The following is a 21,639-nucleotide window of genomic DNA, read 5'->3' as shown; positions in this document are numbered from 1 at the left end:
GGTCAGCTGTTCGGCTTGAGCGCCGGGGGGATCTCCTTGGCCGTCGCCACGGTCTGCTGCGGGCCCTTGAGCTGCGCGAGCTGGGACTTGCCCACGACCGCCAGCACGGCGCCGACGACGCCCCAGATGACGGCGACGATGAGCGCCGCCCAGCCGGTGTCCATGGCGTTGTTCAGCCAGTACATGAGCGCGAGGGAGAGGAACAGCAGCACGAAGTACCCGGCGAAGCCGGCGCCCCCGAGCATGCCCGCGCCCTTGCCGGCGCGGCTCGCGTCCTGCTTGATCTCCGCCTTGGCGAGGGCGACCTCCTGGCGCACGAGCGTCGAGAGGTCGTTGGTCACCTGCCCGAACAGCGCGCCGAGGGACGTCGGCCCCTCCGTGGTCTCGACGCGGGGGCGGTCGTCCCCAAGGCTCGTCGCGCCGGAGCCGAACTCGCTGGAGTACGACGTCATCGCGTACCCCCGTAGCCGATGCCCGTCGCCTCGGTCCGCACGTCGAGCGACTCGAGGGTCGGGTCGGCGAGGCCGTTGGTCGGGTAGCCGGTGCCGGTGCCCGCCGCGGCGTACGTGTCGGGGGCGTAGTCGGCCGACGTCGTCGGGAGCACGCCGGTGGCGGGGACGACGTCGGTCGTGCCCACCGGCACGACCTCGGCGGAGTGCCGGCCCGGGGTCGTGGTGCTGCTCTCCTGGTGCGCGGCCGCGACGGTGCCGCGGGTGAGGCGGCCGGCGAGCACGCCGGCGATCGCGGCGCCGATGAGGAAGGTGCCGGGCTTGCGCCGGGCGTAGTCCTTGGCCTCCTCGAGCAGCTCGCCGGGCTCGCGGCTCTCGATCCAGCCGGCGATGTCGTGCGCGCGGCTCGACGCCTGGCGGGCGAGCTCGCCGGCGACGCCGCCCTGGGCGCCACCGCCGTCGACCATCGACTGGAGCTCGTCGGCGAGGGTGCGCAGGGAGCCGACGGCGCGGTCCTTCTGCGCCACCGCCTGCGTGGAGCCCTGCGCCTTGGCCTCGCCGAGCAGGTCGCGGGCCGAGCTGGCGGCCTCGCCGAGGACCTGCGAGGCCTGGTCCTTCGCGGTCGAGGCGACCTGGCCACCCGCGGCCGCAGCCTGCTGGGCGACGCCGCTCGCCTCGTCCTTCGCGGTCGCTGCGGTGGTGGCGGCGGCGTCCTTGGCGGCGCCGGCCTTCTCGCTCGCAGCGTCGGGCAGCTTGTCGCTGAGGGGTGCTGTCACGGGTCCGTCCTCCTGGCTCGTGGGCAGTCCGTGTGGTAGAAACGTGGACCAAGAGATCCATACCCCCGTCATCTCGGCGAGCAACCGCCCGATCGAGGGTTTATCGTGCGCATCCCCCTTCTGCGAGGATGGCGCCCCGTGAGCACCACGACCCCCGCGCCCGCCGGCCTGCGCCACCTGCACTCGGGCAAGGTGCGCGACCTGTACGAGACCCCCGACGGGCGCCTGGTCATGGTCGCGAGCGACCGGATCTCGGCGTACGACTTCGTGCTCGAGACCCCCGTCCCGGACAAGGGCCGCGTGCTCACCCAGCTCTCGCTGTGGTGGTTCGAGCGGCTCGCCGACCTCGTGCCCGACCACGTGCTCTCCACCGAGCTGCCGCCGGGAGCGCCCGCGGAGTGGGAGGGGCGGGCGCTCGTCTGCGAGAAGCTCGCGATGGTGCCGGTCGAGTGCGTCGCCCGCGGCTACCTCACGGGGTCGGGGCTCGCCGACTACCGCCGCACCGGCGAGGTCTGCGGCGTCGCGCTGCCGCCCGGCCTCGTCGACGGCTCCCGGCTGCCGGAGCCCGTCTTCACCCCCGCGACCAAGGCCGCGCTCGGCGAGCACGACGAGAACGTCGCGTACGCCGTGGTGGCCGAGCAGCTCGGTGCGGAGCTCGCGGGACGGCTCCGCGAGCTCACCCTCGCGGTCTACCGGCGCGGGGAGGAGGTCGCCCGCGAGCGCGGCATCGTGCTCGCCGACACCAAGCTCGAGTTCGGCCTGCGGGAGGACGGCACGGTCGTGCTCGGCGACGAGGTGCTGACGCCCGACTCCTCGCGCTTCTGGCCGGCCGACTCGTGGGAGCCGGGCCGCGCGCAGCCGTCGTTCGACAAGCAGTACGTCCGCGACTGGCTCACCTCGCCGGCGTCCGGCTGGGACCGCGCGTCGGACGCGCCGCCGCCCCCGCTGCCGGCGGAGGTCGTGGAGCGGACGCGCGCCCGCTACGTCGAGGCGTACGAACGGTTGACAGGCCGATCCTTCACCTGATCGTAAATGATCGTTGACGAGCACTTCTGATCAACCCGCTAGAGTGATCACCATGACGACCTGGATGCTCACCGGCGGCGCCGGCTACATCGGGGCCCACGTGCTCCGCGCCCTCCAGCAGGCCGGCCACGACGTGGTCGTCCTCGACGACCTCTCGACCGGCGTCGAGGCCCGCATCCCCGACGGCGTGCCGCTCGTGCGCGCCAACGTCCTCGACACCGCCGCCGTGACCCAGGGGCTGCAGGACCACGGCGTCAGCGGGGTCATCCACCTCGCGGCCAAGAAGGCGGCCGGCGAGTCGGTCGAGAAGCCGCTGCTCTACTGGCGCGAGAACGCCGAGGGCACCCGTGCCCTGCTCGAGGCCATGGTCGCCGCCGGCACCCGCTCCATCGTCTTCTCCTCGAGCTCGTCGGTCTACGGCGAGCCCGAGACCGAGGACGTCGCCGAGGACGCGCCCACCCGTCCGGTCAGCCCGTACGGCGAGAGCAAGCTCGTCTCCGAGTGGATGATCCGCGACGCGGGCGTCGCCCACGGCATCGGCTGGGCCGCCCTGCGCTACTTCAACGTCGCCGGCGCGGGCGAGCCCGTGCTCGGCGACACCGGGATCTTCAACCTCGTGCCGCTGGTCTTCCAGGCGATCACCACCGGTGGGCGCCCCAAGGTCTTCGGCGACGACTACGACACGCGCGACGGCTCCTGCATCCGCGACTACATCCACGTCGTCGACCTCGCCGAGGCGCACGTCGCGGCGGCGACGAAGCTCGAGCAGGGCACGGTCGACGCGGCGTTCAACATCGGCCGCGGCGAGGGCTCCACGGTCAAGGAGGTCCTCGGCGTCGTCCGCGAGGTCACCGGCATCGAGTTCGAGTACGACGTGGTGGCCCGCCGCGGTGGCGACCCCTCGCGCGTCGTCGCGCGGCCGGAGAAGGCCAACGCCGAGCTCGGGTGGACGGCGCAGCGCGACCTGCGCGACATGGTGGCGAGCGCGTGGGAGGCGTGGCAGGCGCGGTAGCGCCGCTGTGGTGGCGCGGTAGCGCCGCTGTGGTGGCGCGGTAGCGCCGCTGTGGTGGCGCGCGGCTAGCGGGTGCGCCCGTCGCCCGCGCTCGCCATCCGGTGCGCGGCCGTGCGCGCGAGCCGGGCCGCGGACGCCGCGTCCAGCTCACCGGCGAGCGCACCCTGCGCGCGGACGACCGCGACGAGGTCGCCGACGCCGACGACCAGGCTCCACCGCTCCTGCGGGGGCAGCTGGCTGAGGACGGGGCCGCGCAGGACGGGGATCTCGTGGAGCGCGACGGCGGTCACTCCGCGCCCGCTGGGCAGCGCGAGGACGCGGAGGGTGCGCGGCTGCGTCGGGCAGGCGAGCAGCGCGGTCAGCTGGCGGACCGCTGCCGGGGCGCTGCCGGGGCGGTAGCGCAGCAGCGACTCGTCGAGGTGCGCCCCTCCGTCGGCGCGGCTGACGAGCGAGGCGATGGCGCCGGCCTCCTGGCTCGCCGGGAGGACGGGGGGCTGGCCGTCCACCGCCGCCAGCGGCAGCGGGTCGACGACCTGCACGCCGCCGCTGCGCAGGGCCACGGCGACCGCCGCCGGGTGCCAGGAGGGGCCGAGGTCGGCGGGGGCGAGCAGCGCCTGCGCCGGCACCGGCGGACCGGGGAACCGCGCGGGCGCGCCGTCGGAGAGGAAGACGGGGCAGTCCGCAGGCCGGGCGGCCGCGGCGACGGCGCCCTGGGGGGCCGGAGCCCGGCGCTCGGGGGGCGCCGCGACCGGCGCGCCCGTCCGCGAGGCCACGACCGCCGCCGCCAGTCCGAGCACCCCCAGCGCCAGCACGCCCGAGACCGCGCCGACGGCGACCCGCCCCCGGCGCACGGCGGCGGACGCGAGCGTGTCGTCGGCCTCGAGGTCCCCGACCAGCCGCTCCAGCGCGCCCTCGAGCGTCGCGTCGCAGCCTGCTGCCGTCAGCAGCTCCCGGGCGCGGGAGCGGCCACGGGAGGCCCGGGCGACGCCGTGCAGCCAGGGCACCCCGAGCGCGCGGGCGAGCCCCTGCTCGTCGAGCCCGAGCAGCACGTCGGCGCTGCCCGCCAGCCGGTCCTCGGCGACGAGGTGGTCCAGCACCGCGCGGGCCGGGTCGGCGGCGACCGCGTGCACGGGGAGCGCGGCCCGGGCGGCGAGCACGGCCGCGAGCCGCCGGCAGAGCAGCCGCGCGACCTCGGCGTGCGTCCCCTCCGGCACCTCGCCCACCTCGGCCCAGCGGCGGTGGGCGGTGGCGAGCGCGGCCACGACCTCCGCGCGCGCGGCCCGGCGGGAGGGGACGACGCTGGCGGCCAGGCGGAGCAGCTGCGTGCCGTGCTCGGCGACGTACGCGCGCAGGTCGACCCGCTCCTCGCTCCAGCCCAGGACGTCCTCGCCCGGGGGCAGCCGGAGCAGGCCGCCCGGGTCCCCGTCGAGCGGGTGCCGCGCGGGCGGCGGAGGGAGGAGCACGTCGCCGCTGACGTCCTCGAGCTGCACGCCCCCACTGTGCGTCGGCGCGCGGCGTCGGCGCCACCTCCGGCCCGCTAGACTTCCCCCTGCCGACCCCCTGACCGCTGGAGCGCCCGTGGCCCGCGTCGTCGTCGACGTCATGTTGAAGCCGGAGATCCTCGACCCGCAGGGCAAGGCCATCGCCGGTGCCCTGCCCCGACTGGGCTTCGAGGGGGTGACGTCCGTCCGGCAGGGCAAGCGGTTCGAGCTCGAGGTCGAGGGCGAGCTCACGCCCGAGCGGCTCGCCGCCGTGGAGGAGGCGGCCCGTACCCTCCTGTCCAACCCGGTCATCGAGGACTACGTCGTGCACGCCGACTCCCCGCTGGAGGCCGGCGCGTGAGGATCGGCGTCGTCACCTTCCCGGGTTCGCTGGACGACGGCGACGCCCGTCGCGCGGTCCGCCTCGCCGGCGGCGAGCCGGTCGCCCTGTGGCACGCCGACGCCGACCTCCACGGGGTCGACGCCGTGGTGCTGCCCGGCGGCTTCTCGTACGGCGACTACCTCCGCTGCGGCGCGATCGCCCGCTTCGCCCCGGTGATGGGCTCGGTCGTCGAGGCGGCCGGGAAGGGCCTGCCGGTGCTCGGGATCTGCAACGGCTTCCAGATCCTCTGCGAGGCGCACCTGCTGCCCGGCGCGCTGATCCGCAACGACGTCCGCCGCTTCGTCTGCAAGGACCAGCGGTTGCGCGTCGAGAGCACGAGCACGGTCTGGACGGCGGACTACGCCGAGGGCCAGGAGATCACCATCCCGCTGAAGAACGGCGAGGGCGGCTTCGTGGCCTCCGAGCGGGTGCTCGACGAGCTCGAGGGCGAGGGCCGCGTCGTCGCCCGCTACCTCGAGGGCAACCCCAACGGCTCCTACCGCGACATCGCGGGGATCGCCTCGGCCGACGGCCGCATCGTCGGGCTCATGCCCCACCCCGAGCACGCGGTGGAGGAGCTGACCGGGCCGGGGACGGACGGCGCGCCGTTCTTCACCTCGGTGCTGAAGGCGCTGGTGTCGGCGTGAGCGGGGTGGACACGGTCCAGCAGGCCGAGGCCACGCCCGAGCACGAGCTGCCCTACACCGCGCTCGGCGTCAAGGACGACGAGTACGCCCGCATCAAGGAGATCCTCGGCCGACGGCCGACCTCCAGCGAGCTCGCGATGTACTCCGTCATGTGGAGCGAGCACTGCTCCTACAAGTCGAGCAAGGTGCACCTGCGCCAGTTCGGCGAGAAGGCCCCGCAGACCGACGCCCTGCTCGTGGGCGTCGGCGAGAACGCCGGCGTGGTCGACATCGGCGAGGGCTGGGCCGCGGTCTTCAAGGTCGAGTCGCACAACCACCCGTCCTACGTCGAGCCCTACCAGGGCGCGGCGACGGGTGTGGGCGGCATCGTCCGCGACATCCTCACGATGGGCGCGCGCCCGATCGGCGTGATGGACCCGCTGCGCTTCGGGCCTGCCGATGCCGCTGACACCAAGCGCGTCCTGCCCGGTGTCGTCGCCGGCGTCGGCGGCTACGGCAACTGCCTGGGGCTGCCCAACATCGGTGGCGAGGTCGTCTTCGACGAGTCCTACCTCGGCAACCCGCTCGTCAACGCGCTCTGCGTCGGCGTCCTGCGCCCGGGCGAGGACGGCAGCGGCATCAAGCTCGCTCACGCCTCTGGGGAGGGCAACCTCGTCGTGCTCTTCGGCGCCCTCACCGGTGGCGACGGCATCGGCGGGGCCTCGATCCTCGCCTCGGAGACCTTCGAGTCGACCGGCCCGGCGAAGCGGCCGGCCGTCCAGGTCGGCGACCCCTTCATGGAGAAGCTGCTCATCGAGTGCTGCCTGGAGCTCTACGCCCAGGACCTCGTGGTCGGCATCCAGGACCTCGGCGCCGCCGGCATCTCCTGCGCCACGTCGGAGCTCGCCTCCGCCGGTGACGGCGGCATGCACGTCGACCTCGAGCTGGTCCCGCTGCGCGACCCCTCGCTCGCTCCCGAGGAGATCCTCATGAGCGAGTCGCAGGAGCGCATGATGGCCTGCGTCGAACCCTCGAAGCTCGAGGCGTTCCTCGCCGTCTGCGCGAAGTGGGACATCCCCGCGGTCGCCATCGGCGAGGTCACGGGCACCGGCCGGCTGCAGATCGACTGGCACGGCGAGCGGATCGTCGACGTGCCCCCGCGCACCGTCGCCCACGAGGGCCCGGTGCTCGAGCGCCCGTACGCCCGGCCCGACGAGCAGGACGAGCTGCAGGCCAGGGCGCTCGACGCTGCAGGCATCTCCCGGCCCTCGACCGGCGACGAGCTGCGGGCCGACGCGCTGCGCCTGCTCGCGAGCCCCAACGTGGCCAGCAAGTCCTGGATCACCGACCAGTACGACCGCTACGTCCTCGGCGGCACGGTCCTCGCCCAGCCCGAGGACTCCGGCATGCTCCGCGTCGACGAGGAGTCCGGGCTCGGCATCGCGCTCGCGACCGACGGCAACGGGCGCTTCGCGCGCCTCGACCCGTACGCCGGGGCGCAGCTCGCGCTCTCGGAGGCCTACCGCAACGTCGCGACGACGGGCGCCAAGCCGCTGGCCGTGACCAACTGCCTGAACTTCGGCTCGCCCGAGGATCCGGCCGTCATGTGGCAGTTCTCCGAGGCCGCCCGCGGCCTCGCCGACGCCTGCCTCGAGCTCGGCACCCCGGTCACCGGCGGCAACGTCAGCTTCTACAACCAGACCGGGGCGACGGCCATCCTGCCGACGCCCGTCGTGGGCGTGCTCGGCGTCATCGACGACGTCGCCCGCCGTGTGCCGGTCGGGCTCGGGCCGGACCAGGCGGGCAACGTGCTCTACCTGCTCGGCGAGACCCGCGACGAGCTCGGCGGGTCCGAGTGGGCGTCCTCGCTGCACGGCCACCTCGGCGGCCTCCCGCCGCAGGTCGACCTGGCGGCGGAGCGCAAGCTCGCGGAGGTGCTCGTCAACGCGTCCCGCGACGGGCTGCTCGACGCGGCGCACGACCTCTCCGACGGCGGCCTGCTCGTCGCCCTGGCCGAGATGGTGCTGCGCCACGGGACCGGCGCACGGATCTACCTCCCCGAGGGGATCGACCCGTTCGTCGCGCTGTTCAGCGAGTCGGTGGCGCGCGCGGTGGTCTCCGTGCCGCGCACCGAGGAGGTGCGCCTGCAGGACATGTGCGTCGCGCGCCGCCAGCCGCACGTCCGCATCGGTGTCGTCGACGGCGACGCGCTCGACGTGCAGGGGCTGTTCACGATCCCGGTCGCCGAGCTGCGCGACGCGCACCGCGGCACGCTCCCGGCGATCTTCGAGCCCGCCCTCGTGGAGGCCCCCGACGCCTGAGGTCCTCGACCGCCGCAGCCTGGGACGGGCGCTGCTGGCGCGCCAGTTCCTGCTGGAGCGCCAGCAGACCTCCGTGCTCGGCGCGGTCGAGCACCTCGTCGGGCTGCAGGCGCAGGACGTCAAGGCGCCCTACGTCGCGCTGTGGTCGCGGGTGGCGGGCTTCGACCCGTACGAGCTGGGGCGGATGCTCGAGAGCCGCGAGGTCGTGCGGCTGCCGCTGATGCGCGACACCGTGCACCTCGTCAGCGCCGACGACGCGCTCGCGCTGCGCCCGCTCGTGCAGCCGCCCATCGAGGCGCACGGCCGCGGGTCGCTGGGGCCGCCGCCCGAGGTCGACCGCGCGGAGCTGGCGGCCCTGGCGCGCACGGCGTTCGAGGAGGCGCCGCGCACGGCGGGCGAGCTGCGCGCGCTGTTCGCCGAGCGGTGGCCGGGCGCCGACCCCGAGCGGCTGGCCCGCGGCGTCCGGGCGGACCTTCCGCTCATGCAGCTGCCGCCGCGCGCGGTCTGGCGGCGCCCGGGGAGCGTGCGGCACGGGCTCCTGGAGCGCGAGCTGGGGCGGCCGATGCGGCCGACGACCCTGGCGGACATGGTCCGGCGCTACCTCGGCGCCTTCGGCCCGGCGAGCGTCGCGGACGTGCAGACGTGGAGCGGGCTGACGCGGCTGGCCGAGGTCGCCGACGGCATGGACGACCTGGTGCGGCTGCGTGACGAGGACGGGCGCGAGCTGCTCGACCTGCCGGATGCTCCTCGGCCGGGGTCCGATGTGCCTGCCCCAGTGCGGTTCCTGGCCCCGTGGGACCAGGTGCTGCTGTCGCACGCGGACCGCAGCCGCATCATCTCGGCGGAGCAGCAGCGCGTCATGTCCGTGGCGCCGAACGGCCGCATGCCGTGCGCGGTGCTCGTCGACGGGCGGGTCGGCGGCCTCTGGCGGGTCGAATCCGGAGCCGTGGTGGTGGAGGGGTTCGGGCCGCTGCCCGACGACGAGGTGGGCCGCGAAGCCGCTGCGCTGGAGGAGTTCCTGCGGCGCTGATGTCCTTGCTGGGTCAGGTCGAGCGGGGCGCGAAGCCCGGGACCGTCGAGCCGAGCCACCGCAACGCGGCCGGCAGCTGCGCCTGCCAGACCTGGATCCGGTGGCCGGCGTGGCGCAGCTCGACGAGGCGGACGGACAGCGGGGAGCGCGCGGCCGCGCTGACCGCCGTCGACGTCGGCAGGGAGAGCGGGTCCGCGAGCGAGGTCTGCACCCAGAGCGCGACCGGCGGCGGGTCGTCGTGCGCGCGGCGCACCAGGTCGAGCGCGGCGTACGCGGCGGAGCCCGGCGCGTAGGGCACCCAGCTGCTGAAGTCCGGCCGGAAGTAGCCGCCGAGCACGACGGCGGCGGCGAAGCGGTCGGGGTGCGTCATCGTCGCCAGCGCGGCGCACCACCCGCCCTCGGAGATGCCGATCGTGGCCCACGACGTACGCGCCGGGTCGGCCCGCAGGTGCCCGACCACCCAGTCCGGGACGTCCTCGTCGAGCCAGTCGGCGACGCGCGGGTCGCGAAGCCCGCCGTCGACGCACTCGGTGTCCCGGGCCGCGGGCACTTCCGTCGTCGGTGAGACGACGATCGGCTGGTCCAGGACGCCTTGCGCTGCAGCCCTCCTCGTCGCACCCGGCAGCCGCAGCGTGTGCAGCCACTGCTCGTCGGTGCTCGGGAAGCCCGGGAAGGCCTCGAGCACAGGGAAGCGCTCGCGCGCTCCAGCCGCAGTGAAGTACGCCGCGGGCAGCGACACCGCGACCTGGGCCGTGACACCGCTGCGCCCGGGGACGTCGACCAGGAAGTCGGGGTGCGCCGCGTCCACACCGGCCGGGAGCGGCTGGAGCTGCGCAGGAACCGGTCGCGCCCGGTGGTCCGGCGGCGTGACGGCGAACGCCGTACCCGGTGCGGCGCCGTGCTCCCTGCTCGTCGCGACGCTCTGCGCGGCCCCGTCGGCGAGGTCGGTCCAGCTGGCGTAGAAGAGGAAGTGGTCGTTCAGGGCCAGCGCGGTCGCCAGCAGCACCAGGACGTTGAGCAGGAGCAGGCTCCCGCCGCGCAGCGCGACCGGGAGCGGCCCGCTCGGGGCGAGCCGCGACCAGCCTGCGACGAGCAGGCCGAAGAGCGCTGCTGCGGCCAGCACGACGAGGACGAGCAGTGCCGTACCGGTGAGTGCCACGTCGTCGTCGCTCCCGTCGCCTGTGCGCGGGCGCTGGCCCGCAGCGCGCACAACGCGCCGGGCGGCGGCGGCGTCCCCGTCCGGGGCTAGAGGGCCTCCTCGCCCGTCTCGCCCGTGCGGATCCGCACCACGGTGTCGACGGGGATGACCCACACCTTGCCGTCGCCGATCTTGCCGGTCTGCGCCGCCGCGACGATGGTGCGGACGACGTCGTCGGCCTCGTGGTCGCCCGTCAGCACCTCGATGCGGACCTTGGGGAGGAAATCCACGGTGTACTCCGCACCGCGGTAGACCTCGGTGTGACCCTTCTGCCGCCCGTGCCCCGAGACCTCGCTGACCGTGAGGCCGCGGATCCCGGCGGCGTCGAGCGCCTCTTTGACGGCGTCGAGCATGTGCGGCTTCACGACCGCGGTGACGAGCTTCATGCGCCCATCCTGCCTGCAACGCGACGGGAGCCGATGTCGTACGCCGACTCGGCGTGGATGTACGTGTCGAGCCCCTCGAGCTCCGCGTCGTGCGGCACGCGCAGGCGGGCCGTGCGCTGGACGAGCGCGGCGATCGCGTACGTCAGTGGGAAGGCCCACGCGACCGTGACGACGACCGCGAGCGCCTGCAGCCCGAGCAGGTGCATCCCGCCGCCGTCGAGCAGGCCGGTGTGCGGCACGCCGGCGTTGACCGTACGCGTCGCGAAGACCCCGACGAGCAGCGTGCCCACGACCCCGGCGACGCCGTGGACGCCGACGACGTCGAGCGAGTCGTCGTAGCCGCGGTGCACCTTCTGCTCGACGGCGAAGACGGAGACGACACCGCCGAGGAAGCCGATGACGATGGCACCCAGGGCGTTGACGTAGCCCGCGGCGGGAGTGATGGCGACGAGCCCCGCGACGGCACCGGAGGCGGCGCCGAGCGTCGTGGAGTGCCGCGTCTGCAGCTTCTCCACGAGCAGCCACCCGAGCAGGCCCGCGCAGCCGGCGAGGTGCGTCGAGAGCGCGGCCTGCGCGGCCAGACCGCCGACCGCGAGGGCGGAGCCGGCGTTGAAGCCGATCCACCCGAACCACAGGATGCCGGCGCCGACGAGCGTGAGTGGCAGGGAGTGCGGGGCCATCTGCTCGCGCGGCCAGCCGCGGCGCGCCCCGAGCACGAGGCAGAGGGCGAGCGCCGAGGCGCCCGAGTTCGTCTCGACGACGGTGCCGCCCGCGAAGTCGAGCACACCGAGGTGGGCGAGCCACCCGTTGGGCGAGAAGACCCAGTGCGCCAGCGGCGCGTAGACCAGCAGCACCCAGGCGCCGACGAAGAGCAGGAAGCTGCCGAAGTGCATGCGGTCCGCGCCTGCACCGGCGAGCAGCGCGGCGGTGATGACGGCGAACATCATCTGGAACACCGTGAACGCCTGTGGCGCGGCCGCGAGGTGCGGGAAGCCGGGGATCGCGTCGCCGGCGTGGCCGAGCCCGGCGAGGTGGAGGTCGCCGAGCAGGCGTCCGTGGTCCGGGCCGAAGGCCAGCGAGTGGCCCACCAGGGCCCAGAGCAGGCTGACGACCGCGGCCGCGCCGAACACCTGCGCCATGATCGCCAGGACGTGCTTGCTGCGGACCATCCCGCCGTAGAACAGCGCGAGCCCCGGCGCCATGAACAGCACGAGCGCGGCGCAGACCAGCACCCACGCGGTATCAGCGGCGCTCACGGCGGCCACGGGCTCTCCTCGGCGTCGGGGACGGCGGCGACCGAGTGTCCGGTCGCCGTGTTACGCCGAGGTTTCGAAGTGGTTACCCCACATGTCGCCGGCGCGCTGGTGATCATGCACATCCCGGGGCGGCGCCCAGGATCTGCATGATCACGGGGGGAGGGTGGGTGCCCCCGCCACCCACGCTGACTCCTCCACCGTGATCATGCAGATCCTGGCGAACGGCGGCCCCCACCCCTTTCCCGTGATCATGCACATCGTGGGCCGAGGCCGCGTTGACACCGGGCGAGCAGCGGGCAGAGGCTCGGACCATGAGGCTCCTGTCATGAGCGAAGCGCCGATCGGTCCTGTCGATGCCACCCGCGTGCCGCGGTACGCCGGCCCGGCGACCTTCGCCCGGCTGCCCCGGCTCGACGAGGTGTCCCGCGCCGACGTCGCGATCCTCGGGATGCCGTTCGACTCGGGCGTGAGCTACCGGCCCGGGGCGCGGTTCGGGCCCGGCCACATCCGCGCGGCGTCGAAGCTGCTGCGGCCGTACAACCCCGCTCAGGACTCCTTCCCGTTCGGCACCCAGCAGGTCGCCGACGCCGGCGACATCGGGATCAACCCGTTCGACCTGCAGGAGGCCATCGCCACCATCGAGCAGGCGGTGACCGCGACGCGGGCCGACGGGGCGAAGGTGCTGACGCTCGGCGGCGACCACACGATCGCGCTGCCGGTCCTGCGCTCCGTCGCCCGCGACCACGGCCCGGTCGCCGTGCTCCACCTCGATGCGCACCTCGACACGTGGGACACGTACTTCGGCGCGCCCTACACCCACGGCACGCCCTTCCGCCGCGCGAGCGAGGAGGGGCTCATCGACCTCGAACGCTCGATGCACGTGGGCATCCGCGGGCCGCTGTACAGCAAGCAGGACCTCGAGGACGACCGCGTCCTCGGCTTCCAGGTCGTCCGCTCCGACGACTACCAGGTCGACGGCCTGGCCTCGGTCCTCGGCCGCATCCGCAGCCGGCTCGCCGACGGGCCGGTCTACGTCTCGCTCGACATCGACGTGCTCGACCCGGCGCACGCCCCGGGAACCGGTACGCCGGAGGCCGGCGGCCTCACCAGCCGCGAGCTGCTCCACACGCTGCGCGGGCTGGCCGGGCTCGACGTGGTCGGGGCCGACGTCGTCGAGGTCGCGCCGGCGTACGACTGGGCGGAGATCACGGGGATCGCGGCGGCGCATGCGGCGTACGAGATGCTGTCGGTGCTCGCCGCGCGACGATGAGGGCGCTCTACAAGCCTGCGGCTGCGCCGGGTCTCGACCTCGTCGAGCGGCCGGACCCCGAGCCGGGGGAGGGCGAGGTCCTGATCCGCGTGCTGCGGACGGGGATCTGCGGCACCGACCTCCACATCGAGGCCTGGGACCCCTGGGCTGCGGGCGCGGTCTCGGCGCCGATCGTGCCCGGGCACGAGTTCTGCGGGGAGGTCGTCGGCCTCGGCCCCGGCGTGCGCGACGTGCGCGTCGGGGACCTCGTCAGCGGTGAGGGCCACGTCGTCTGCGGGACCTGCCGCAACTGCCGCGCGGGCCGCCGTCACCTCTGCATCCGCACCTCGAGCCTGGGCGTCGACCGGGACGGGGCGTTCGCCGAGCTCGTCGTGCTTCCGGAGGGCAACGTCTGGGTGCACCGCAGCCCCCTCGACCTCGACGTGGCCGCGATCCTCGACCCCTTCGGCAATGCGGTCCACACGGCGCTGTCCTTCCCGGTCGTCGGCGAGGACGTGCTCATCACCGGCGCCGGCCCGATCGGCGTCATGGCGGCAGCGGTCTGCCGGTACGTCGGCGCCCGGCACGTCGTCGTCACCGACGTCTCGCAGCCGCGGCTCGAGCTGGCCCGCCGGATGGGCGCCGACCTCGTGCTCGACGTCTCGCGCGAGCGCATCGCCGACGCGCAGGAGTCGCTGGGGATGCTCGAGGGCTTCGAAGTCGCGCTCGAGATGAGCGGGGCGCCCGACGCCCTCCCCGAGATCCTCGCGAACCTCAACTCGGGCGGCCGCATCGCCGTGCTCGGCCTGCCCAGCAGGCCGGTGACGCTCGACTGGGCGAAGGTGGTCACGCACATGGTGACCATCAAGGGGATCTACGGCCGCGAGATGTTCGAGACGTGGTACGCGATGTCCGCGCTGCTGCAGCGCGGGCTGGACATCTCCCCGGTCATCACGGACCGGGTCCCCGCCCGGGACTGGGAGACCGCCTTCTCGGTCGCCCGCGGGGGGACGCACGGCAAGGTCGTGCTCGACTGGACGGAGCTCTAGATGTACGCCGACGCCCTCCGCGCCGACCTGTCCGCGACGCTCGAGGAGATCCGGACGAGCGGGCTGTGGAAGTCCGAGCGCCCGCTCACGACCGCGCAGTCGGCGCAGGTGACGACCTCGGGCGCCGACGTCCTCAACTTCTGCTCCAACAACTACCTCGGCCTCGCCGACCACCCGGACGTCGTCGCGGCCGCCGAGGAGGCGCTGCAGCGCTGGGGGTTCGGCATGGCCAGCGTGCGCTTCATCTGCGGCACCCAGGAGCAGCACGGGGAGCTGGAGGCGCGGATCTCCGCGCTGCTCGGCACCGAGGCGACGATCCTCTACTCGTCGTGCTTCGACGCGAACACCGGGCTGTTCGAGGTCCTGCTGGGCGCGGAGGACGCGGTCATCTCCGACGAGCTCAACCACGCGTCGATCATCGACGGGGTGCGGCTCTGCAAGGCCCAGCGGCTGCGCTACCGCAACCGCGACATGGCCGACCTCGAGCGCTGCCTGCAGGAGGCGTCAGGCGCCCGTCGCCGGCTCGTCGTGACCGACGGCGTCTTCTCCATGGACGGCTACCTCGCGCCGCTGCCGGAGATCTGCGACCTCGCCGACGCGTACGACGCGCTGGTGCTGGTCGACGACTCGCACGCGGTGGGCTTCCTGGGCGAGTCCGGTGCGGGTACGCCCGACCACTGGGGTGTCCGCGACCGGGTCGACCTGCTGACGGGCACGCTCGGCAAGGCGCTCGGCGGCGCCTCGGGCGGTTACGTCAGCGGTCCGGCCGAAGTGGTGGCCCTGCTGCGGCAGCGCTCCCGGCCGTACCTCTTCAGCAACGCGGTCGCCCCGCCCGTCGTCGCGGGTTCGCTCGCCGCGCTGGACCTCGTCGCCGGCTCGGCGGACGCGCGGCGCCGGCTGCTCGACAACGCCCGGCTCTTCCGCGAGCTGCTCGCCGACGGTGGGCTCGAGGTGCTGCCGGGCGAGCACCCGATCTGCCCGGTGATGTACGGCGACGCGACCGTGGCGGGCAGGGTCGCGGAGCGCCTGCTGGCCAAGGGGATCTACGTCGTGGCGTTCTCGTACCCCGTGGTGCCGAAGGGGAAGGCCCGGATCCGCGTGCAGATCTCCGCCGCCCACAGCGAGGACGACGTACGCCGCTGCGCCGCCGCGTTCGTCGAGGCGACGCGCGAGGTGCTGGGCTAGGCCGCGACGACGGTGCGGACCGCGGCCAGCTCGGCCGGCTCGACGGGACGCCCGAAGTACCAGCCCTGACCCGAGTCCACGCCGAGCTCGCGCAGGACGACGGCGTCCTCGGCCCGCTCGATGCCCTCGGCGACCAGGGTGGCCGAGCACGCGTGGGCGAAGGTGACGAGCGAGGCGACCAGGGTGCGCAGCACAGTGTCGCCGGCGATGCCGTCGATGATGCTGCGGTCGAGCTTGAGCACGTCGGGCGAGGTCAGCACGATGTGGCGCAGCGAGGAGAACCCGGCGCCCACGTCGTCGATGGCGAGCCGGAGCCCCTTGCGGCGCAGCGGTTCCAGCACGCTGCGGACGGTGTCGTAGTCCTGCACGGCGTCGTGCTCGGTGAGCTCGAGCAGCACCCGCTCGACCGGCAGCCCGTGGAGCAGCGCGCGGCACTCGGGGGTGATGAGCGTGCTGGGGGAGACGTTGAGGGAGACGTAGCCGTCGACGCTGTCGAGCAGCCCGGCCGCGCGGCGCAGCGCGAGGAGCTCCAGCCGGTCACCGACCCCGACGGAGTGCGCCTGCTCGAACGCCACGTCCGGAGGAGTGCCCCACTCCACGGGAAAGCGGCTGAGCGCCTCCGCGCCCGTACGCCGCCCGTCCGCGAGCGCGACGATCGGCTGCAGCAGGATGCGGGGGCCGCCGTCGGCCATGAGCGGGTCGAAGCGCGAGAGCAGCCCGTCGCGGCGCTCCTGCTCGCGCAGCTCCGGCTCCAGCACCATGGCGGCCGCGCGGGCGAGCACGTCCATGAGTGCCTTGTCGCGGCTGCTGAGCCCGCGGTCGGCGGTGAGGCCGGCGCCGCAGAAGGTGCCGTAGAGCGAGCCGTCGCTCAGCACCACCGGGACCGAGATGTAGCTGCGGAGCCGCGGGAACTTGGCCGCCGGCAGCGTCATGGCGAGCGGGTGCTTGCGCAGGTCCGGCATCACGGCCGGCAGGTCGCCGTCGAGGACCGCTTGGCACAGCGTGCGGTCCTGCCGCTGGGTGTAGCCCTCCTGGAAGAGCAGGGGGACGGAGGAGTCGACCTGCTCCAGGCGCTGCGTCTGCCCGTCCATCCTGGAGAGGAAGGTCGCGGTGACGCCGAGCGCCTGGCGCGCGGTCGCGAGCAGGGTCTCGACCTGCGCGCGTGCCTCGACGCTGGTGACGGTCACGCGGCCTCCTCAGCACACCTCAGGGTCGGGTGCGCTCCTCCCTCTCGGCCGCGACCGGGGGGTGGCTGAGCCCCTGTCAGCCGTCCGGGTGCGCGTCGTCCGGGTGGCGCTGCGCCAGCCGGGCCCGCTCGTGTGCCAGAGCCGCCGCCGGGACGTCCTCCCCGGGGAACAGCGTGACCTCCGGCTCGGCCGCCCGCTGCCCGACGGCCCAGGTGCCCACGACCCTGCCGCCGGAGGTGACGACGGGGGAGATCCAGCCGCCGGCGCGGCTGACCGCGGCCCGGTGCTCGGCGGGCACGACGCGGGTGTCGCTGGTGCCCGGGCCGAGGACCCACTGGTCGAACGACGGCAGCAGGCGGACCGTCCCGCTCGGCCGCGCGGCGAGCAGGTCGTCCAGCTCCTCCGCCGGCACGTACGCGGTGGTGCCGTCGACCTCGACCGCCGCCACGGCGTCGCCCAGGTCGGCGAGCCACCCGCGGAGCACGCGGACCCCGAACATCCCGCGCACCAGCCACTGCCCGAAGGCGTCGAGCGTCGCCGGCCCGTACGCCGCGAGGTAGGTGCGCAGCACTCGTGGCCCGGCCTCCTCGACCGGCGGTAGCCCGGGCCAGCCGGGCACGACGTCCTGCGGGGTCCCGAACAGCACGCCGGGCCCAGGGGCACCGCAGAGCAGTCCCTGCCAGGCGAGCGGCTTGAGCAGGCTGCCCCAGCCCGAGCGGAGCTTCGCCGCGAGGTCGGAGCCGGCGTGCTGCTCCAGCTCGGTCGCGAGCTCGTCCCGGCTCAGCCGGCGTCCGGGGAGCAGCTCGGCGCAGAGCTCGGCCAGCCGGTCCATCTCCGCCGTCGTCGCGAACTCGCGCTGCCACCCGGGCCGCTGCCAGCTGCGCCCCTCGGCGAGCAGAGCGAGGACGGCCGCGCCGGTGGCGGGGTCGTGCACGTGCAGCGTGCCGCGTACGGACCAGGTCCGGAAGACCCGGCCGTCGGCGAGCAGGGGCGGGAGGACGGGCTCGGGAGCGTCGGCCAGCCGGACGCGTACGGCGAGGTCGGCGGCGGACGGCACCTGCGCCTGGACGCCGAGCAGCCGGCGGACGACCTCGAGGGGGTCGTCCGCCGGCCGCAGCAGGAACTGCTTGCCCAGCCGCCACTCCAGCGCCTGCGCTATGGTGACGGCGGGCACGGTCAGCGCCGGCGCGAGCTGCGCCGCCGGGGCGCGGTCCCGAACAGCGAGCGGGTGATCTCGCGCCCGGCGGCGCTGGCGGCGGAGCGGGCGAAGGACTTGAAGACCGCAGAGCCGAAGATGCCGGCGACGGCAGCCGCGGCGCCGCTCTCGTGCTGCTCCTCGTGCCGCTCCGGGCGGGGCGCGCTCCTGGGCTCGGGCGCGGGCTCGGGTGCGGGCTCGGGTGCGGGCTGTGCGGCGGGGGTGGGCGCGGGGTGCAGCTTCGCCTGGAGCCGCTCGTAGGCCGAGTCGCGGTCGACGGCCTGGGCGTACTCCTGCGCGGTGGGCGAGGCCGCGACGGCGGCGCTGAGCGCTGCGGGGTCGAGCGGGCCCATGAGCGAGCTCGGGGGCCGCAGCCGCGTCCAGGCGACGGGCGTCGGGGCGCCGCTCTCGGACAGGACGGTGACGACGGCCTCGCCGATGCCGAGCGCCGGCAGCACCTCCTCGAGGTCGTAGCCGGACTTCGGGAACGTCGTCACCGTGGCCTTGAGCGCCTTCGCGTCGGCCGGGGTGAAGGCGCGCAGCGCGTGCTGCACGCGGTTGCCGAGCTGCGCCAGCACCTCGTCGGGGACGTCGCTGGGCGTCTGCGTGACGAAGAAGATGCCGACGCCCTTGGAGCGGATGAGCCGCACGGTCTGGGCGATGGCGGCGAGGAAGTCCTTGGACGCGTCGCGGAACAGCAGGTGCGCCTCGTCGAAGAAGAAGACCAGCTTGGGCTTCTCGACGTCACCGACCTCGGGCAGGTCGTGGAACAGGTCGGCGAGCAGCCACATGAGGAACGTCGAGAACAGCGCCGGACGGTCTTGCACCCCGGGCAGCTCGAGGCAGCTGATGACGCCGCGGCCGTCGGGCGCGACGCGCAGCAGGTCGGCGGTGTCGAACTCCGGCTCGCCGAAGAACGCGTCGGCGCCCTGGTCCTCGAAGCCCACGAGCTCGCGCAGGATGACGCCGGCCGTCGCCTTGGACAGGCCGCCGAGGCCCGAGAGGTCCCCGGCGCCCTCGTCGCTCACGAGGTACGTGATGACCGCGCGCAGGTCCTTGAGGTCGAGCAGCGGCAGCCCGGCCTTGTCGGCGTAGTGGAAGACCAGGCCGAGGGAGGACTCCTGGACCTCGTTGAGGCCGAGCACCTTGGCGAGGAGCACGGGCCCGAAGCTCGTCATGGTCGCGCGCACGGGCGCGCCGGTCCCGATGCCGCCGAGCGCGTAGAACTCGGCGGGGAAGCCGGTGGCGGCCCACTCGATGCCGACCTCGGCCGCGCGCTTGGTGACCCGGTCGCTGGCCGTCCCGGGCGCGGCGATGCCGGAGACGTCGCCCTTCACGTCGGCGAGGAAGACGGGGACGCCTGCCGCCGAGAGCTGCTCGGCGACGAGCTGCAGCGTCTTGGTCTTGCCGGTGCCGGTCGCGCCGGCGACGAGCCCGTGCCGGTTCATCATGGCCAGCGGCAGCCGGACGGGGACGTCGGGGTGCGCGGTACCGTCCGTGACGAGGGCGCCCAGCTCGACCGCCGACCCGTCGAACGCGTAGCCCTTGCGCACCGTCTCGAGGATGTCGTCGCTCACAGGGGTCACGGTAGGGCCGCCTGCCCACCTGTGTCGCGGTCAAGCGTGCGACGCGGGGGTGGAAGTCGATCAGGCTGCCCGATCGAGGTGGGGGGGCGAGCGGGACGGAGTGGTGGGCCGACCGTACGAGGTGGTGGCCGAGGGGGTGGAATCCCGTGCTGGTGGCGGTCAGTTCGTATGGCTGGCCCACCCCCACCTCGCCGTGATCATGCAGTTCTTGGGGCCGCGGAGCACCCCCATCTGATCGGGGTCCCCGATCAAATGGGATCACTGCGCGTGGCCGAGGAGTGGCTGCATGGCAGCAGGTTCTGCTGACCCGACTCTGTCGGTGGTGGCTTGCACGTTGTCGGCATGAGCTCGAGCAGCAGCCCCTCGCGCGACCCCCGGTCCGGGTCGCCGCGCGGGGTCGCACTGCTCGAGAAGCAGGCGGCGATCGCCCGGCTGCAGGCCGAGTTCCTGGCCGACCTCGCGGAGTTCGACGCGGCCTCGGAGTTCGTCGTCGACAACCAGGTCACCGCCCAGGCGTGGCTCCGGCACCACGCGCGCATGGACGCGCTCGACGCCCGCCGCGCCGTCACCGCGGCGCGAGCGCTGCGCGACCTTCCCCGAACCGCGGACGCCCTGCGGTCGGGGAGCATCTCCGTCCGCCACGTCGACGAGCTGGCGGTCGGGCACAAGCGGCTCGGCGCGCACGTCATGCTCGAAGCCGAAGACACGCTCGTCCCGCTCGCGAAGGCCGCGGCACCGGCAGACGTCCGGACGGCCGTGAGCCGGCTCGAAGCGGCGGTGGAAGCAGACGAGTCCCGCGAGGAGCGCGCGCAGCGGATCCACGACAGTCGCTACCTGCTGCTGAGTGACGGGTTCGACGGCTGCGTCGACATCACCGGACGCTTGCCGCGTGCTGAGGGGCTGCTGCTGCAGCGCGCGATCCGCGCCGGCGCGCAGCCCAACCCCGTACCCGGTGAGACGGTCGACCCGCGGACCGCCGCCCAGCGCCAAGCCGACGCCCTCGTCGAGATCGTCGAGGCGCACCTCGGCTCCACGCCCGGGGTCACCAGCCTGCGCGTCGACACGACCCTGGTCGTCGACCTGCCCACGCTGCGCGACGAGCTGCAGCCTGGTGACGGGCACACCGGGATCAGCGGCATCCTCGGCACAGCGTTCACCGCCGAGGAGCTGAAGTACCTCACCTGCACCGCCGACGTCAGCGTCCTGCTCACCGCGACGCTCAGCCCGCACGCGAACATGCCCGAGCAGGACCTCGAGATCCGCGTCGCGCCCGGTGTGCCCCTCGCGCTGGGTCGCGAGACCCGCCTCGCCACCCGCGCCCAACTGCGAGCGCTGTGGGTACGCGACGGCGGCTGCATCGCCCCCGGCTGCCGCAACAGACGCGTCCAGGCCCACCACGTCATCCACTGGTCCGACGGAGGCGCCACCGACATCACCACCATGTGCCTGCTCTGCAGCAGACACCACCACCTCCTCCACGCAGGAGGCTGGCAGCTCGAACCGGACCCCGACCGACCTGGACTCTTCCGCTGGCGACCACCCGACGGGCGCCCACCCGTACCAGCGGCCCACGCCGCGGACCGGAACCCCGGCACCACCACGCCCCTCGCTTGACGAGGTGCGCAGCGGCTCGCCTCACGGCAGCAGGTCGGTGGCGCCTCCGGCTGCGCCCGCCGCGCCGACGGCGCCGGTGATGTTCTTGCGGGCGAGGGGCGCCAGGGGAGAGGTCGTGGCCGAGCCGCCTGCGGCGACGTGGTCGGCCTGGCGGCGCATGAGGTCGACGGCGGTGCGCCCGCGTTCGCCGCTCCACCTCTCGACCAGGTCGGCGAGGGTGCGCAGGGGCGCGGCCTCCTGGGAGCGCTCGACGTACTGGGTGAGGGCGAGCAGCGGGAGGCGCACCGTCCGCCCCCGGCCCGCCGAGACGTCCAGGGTGGCGAGGCCCCCGCCGTTCGCCCGGACCTCCACGGCCGCCTCCGCCAGCGGCATCCGCTGCCGACCGCGGAGCAGCGTGCGCTTGACGACCGTGCCCGTGCTCACCTCGACCCAGGCGGCCCGCCGGGCGACCGCGAGGACGAGGACCGCGCCGAGGACGGCGACAGCCGCCACCGCCCACCTGTCCTGCGGCTGCGTCGCCCAGACGTACGCGGCCACCGCGACGACGGCGACGAGGGTGGCGGTGATCCAGCGCCACCAGCTGCGGCTGGTCAGCGGCGGCAGGACGAAGCGGTCCTCGTCGGTCATGCCG

At 74.4% G+C, this 21,639-nt stretch carries 20 protein-coding genes; 10 read left to right on the top strand and 10 right to left on the bottom strand.

Going from position 1 to position 21,639, the window contains the following annotated elements:
• Positions 1-2 precede the first annotated feature (2 nt).
• Both EV189_RS00275 and EV189_RS00270 read right to left on the bottom strand, forming a co-directional pair.
• Positions 3-452, bottom strand: a complete 450-nt coding sequence (locus EV189_RS00275; RefSeq protein ID WP_130490966.1) for a phage holin family protein — start codon at positions 450-452, stop codon at positions 3-5.
• Positions 449-1,225 carry a hypothetical protein gene (locus EV189_RS00270; RefSeq protein WP_130490965.1) on the bottom strand — a complete coding sequence of 259 codons (777 nt, stop codon included), beginning with the start codon at positions 1,223-1,225 and terminating at the stop codon, positions 449-451. The genes EV189_RS00275 and EV189_RS00270 overlap by 4 nt, the downstream gene beginning before the upstream one ends.
• Before the next feature lie 138 nt (positions 1,226-1,363).
• Here EV189_RS00270 and EV189_RS00265 point away from each other — a divergent pair, with 138 nt between their 5' ends.
• Positions 1,364-2,251 (top strand): phosphoribosylaminoimidazolesuccinocarboxamide synthase, encoded by an 888-nt coding sequence (locus EV189_RS00265; RefSeq protein ID WP_130490964.1) that lies wholly within the window; start codon positions 1,364-1,366, stop codon positions 2,249-2,251.
• Positions 2,252-2,303: 52 nt separating this feature from the next.
• Complete coding sequence (galE, locus tag EV189_RS00260; RefSeq protein WP_130490963.1) at positions 2,304-3,263, top strand: UDP-glucose 4-epimerase GalE; 960 nt, start codon at positions 2,304-2,306, stop codon at positions 3,261-3,263.
• A gap of 65 nt (positions 3,264-3,328) precedes the next feature.
• Here the strand turns inward: galE and EV189_RS00255 are convergent, their stop codons facing one another.
• Positions 3,329-4,753: a hypothetical protein gene (locus EV189_RS00255; RefSeq protein WP_130490962.1), complete on the bottom strand. Its 1,425-nt coding sequence runs from the start codon at positions 4,751-4,753 to the stop codon at positions 3,329-3,331.
• 88 nt (positions 4,754-4,841) lie between these two features.
• On the opposite strand from EV189_RS00255, the gene purS reads away from it, so the two are divergent.
• The 4 genes from purS (at position 4,842) to EV189_RS00235 (ending at position 9,103) form a co-directional block, all read left to right on the top strand.
• Positions 4,842-5,105 carry a phosphoribosylformylglycinamidine synthase subunit PurS gene (purS, locus tag EV189_RS00250; protein ID WP_130490961.1) on the top strand — a complete coding sequence of 88 codons (264 nt, stop codon included), beginning with the start codon at positions 4,842-4,844 and terminating at the stop codon, positions 5,103-5,105.
• Positions 5,102-5,773, top strand: coding sequence for a phosphoribosylformylglycinamidine synthase subunit PurQ (gene purQ / locus EV189_RS00245; protein WP_130490960.1), 672 nt, complete (start codon positions 5,102-5,104; stop codon positions 5,771-5,773). The genes purS and purQ overlap by 4 nt, the downstream gene beginning before the upstream one ends.
• Positions 5,770-8,073 carry a phosphoribosylformylglycinamidine synthase subunit PurL gene (purL, locus tag EV189_RS00240; protein ID WP_196788506.1) on the top strand — a complete coding sequence of 768 codons (2,304 nt, stop codon included), beginning with the start codon at positions 5,770-5,772 and terminating at the stop codon, positions 8,071-8,073. The genes purQ and purL overlap by 4 nt, the downstream gene beginning before the upstream one ends.
• A 73-nt stretch (positions 8,074-8,146) precedes the next feature.
• Positions 8,147-9,103: a winged helix DNA-binding domain-containing protein gene (locus EV189_RS00235; RefSeq protein ID WP_231115933.1), complete on the top strand. Its 957-nt coding sequence runs from the start codon at positions 8,147-8,149 to the stop codon at positions 9,101-9,103.
• A 13-nt stretch (positions 9,104-9,116) separates the two neighbouring features.
• Here the strand turns inward: EV189_RS00235 and EV189_RS00230 are convergent, their stop codons facing one another.
• The 3 genes from EV189_RS00230 to EV189_RS00220 all read right to left on the bottom strand — a co-directional run bounded on the left by EV189_RS00230 (position 9,117) and on the right by EV189_RS00220 (position 11,952).
• Positions 9,117-10,262 (bottom strand): alpha/beta hydrolase, encoded by a 1,146-nt coding sequence (locus tag EV189_RS00230; protein WP_165400049.1) that lies wholly within the window; start codon positions 10,260-10,262, stop codon positions 9,117-9,119.
• 86 nt (positions 10,263-10,348) lie between these two features.
• Positions 10,349-10,687 carry a P-II family nitrogen regulator gene (locus EV189_RS00225; protein ID WP_130490958.1) on the bottom strand — a complete coding sequence of 113 codons (339 nt, stop codon included), beginning with the start codon at positions 10,685-10,687 and terminating at the stop codon, positions 10,349-10,351.
• A complete protein-coding gene (locus EV189_RS00220) occupies positions 10,684-11,952 on the bottom strand; it encodes an ammonium transporter (protein ID WP_231115932.1) in 1,269 nt (422 codons plus the stop codon). The genes EV189_RS00225 and EV189_RS00220 overlap by 4 nt, the downstream gene beginning before the upstream one ends.
• A gap of 316 nt (positions 11,953-12,268) precedes the next feature.
• On the opposite strand from EV189_RS00220, the gene speB reads away from it, so the two are divergent.
• From speB to EV189_RS00205, 3 genes are read left to right on the top strand one after another with little or no spacing between them, the layout of a single operon-like run.
• A complete protein-coding gene (gene speB / locus EV189_RS00215; protein WP_130490957.1) occupies positions 12,269-13,213 on the top strand; it encodes an agmatinase in 945 nt (314 codons plus the stop codon).
• Entirely contained in the window at positions 13,210-14,241 is a 1,032-nt protein-coding gene (tdh, locus tag EV189_RS00210) for an L-threonine 3-dehydrogenase (protein ID WP_130490956.1), read from the top strand. Before speB ends, tdh begins: the two co-directional genes overlap by 4 nt.
• Positions 14,242-15,426 carry a glycine C-acetyltransferase gene (locus EV189_RS00205; protein WP_130490955.1) on the top strand — a complete coding sequence of 395 codons (1,185 nt, stop codon included), beginning with the start codon at positions 14,242-14,244 and terminating at the stop codon, positions 15,424-15,426.
• Here EV189_RS00205 and EV189_RS00200 read toward each other — a convergent pair.
• From EV189_RS00200 to EV189_RS00190, 3 genes are all read right to left on the bottom strand, one after another.
• Positions 15,423-16,613 carry a sensor domain-containing phosphodiesterase gene (locus tag EV189_RS00200; protein WP_231115931.1) on the bottom strand — a complete coding sequence of 397 codons (1,191 nt, stop codon included), beginning with the start codon at positions 16,611-16,613 and terminating at the stop codon, positions 15,423-15,425. The two genes, EV189_RS00205 and EV189_RS00200, sit on opposite strands and share 4 nt — an antisense overlap.
• A 76-nt stretch (positions 16,614-16,689) precedes the next feature.
• On the bottom strand, positions 16,690-17,787 hold the full coding sequence (locus tag EV189_RS00195; RefSeq protein ID WP_165400048.1) for a DNA glycosylase AlkZ-like family protein: 1,098 nt from the start codon (positions 17,785-17,787) through the stop codon (positions 16,690-16,692).
• A gap of 2 nt (positions 17,788-17,789) precedes the next feature.
• Complete coding sequence (locus tag EV189_RS00190) at positions 17,790-19,385, bottom strand: helicase HerA-like domain-containing protein (protein ID WP_130490953.1); 1,596 nt, start codon at positions 19,383-19,385, stop codon at positions 17,790-17,792.
• A gap of 351 nt (positions 19,386-19,736) precedes the next feature.
• Here EV189_RS00190 and EV189_RS00185 point away from each other — a divergent pair, with 351 nt between their 5' ends.
• Positions 19,737-21,008: an HNH endonuclease signature motif containing protein gene (locus tag EV189_RS00185; protein WP_130490952.1), complete on the top strand. Its 1,272-nt coding sequence runs from the start codon at positions 19,737-19,739 to the stop codon at positions 21,006-21,008.
• A 21-nt stretch (positions 21,009-21,029) separates the two neighbouring features.
• Here the strand turns inward: EV189_RS00185 and EV189_RS19930 are convergent, their stop codons facing one another.
• Positions 21,030-21,635 carry a hypothetical protein gene (locus EV189_RS19930; RefSeq protein WP_165400047.1) on the bottom strand — a complete coding sequence of 202 codons (606 nt, stop codon included), beginning with the start codon at positions 21,633-21,635 and terminating at the stop codon, positions 21,030-21,032.
• Between the last annotated feature and the right edge of the window lie 4 nt (positions 21,636-21,639).

It is taken from the genome of Motilibacter rhizosphaerae (assembly GCF_004216915.1).
In the GTDB taxonomy this organism is placed as follows: domain Bacteria; phylum Actinomycetota; class Actinomycetes; order Motilibacterales; family Motilibacteraceae; genus Motilibacter; species Motilibacter rhizosphaerae.
This window is presented reverse-complemented; position numbering and strand designations above follow the sequence as displayed.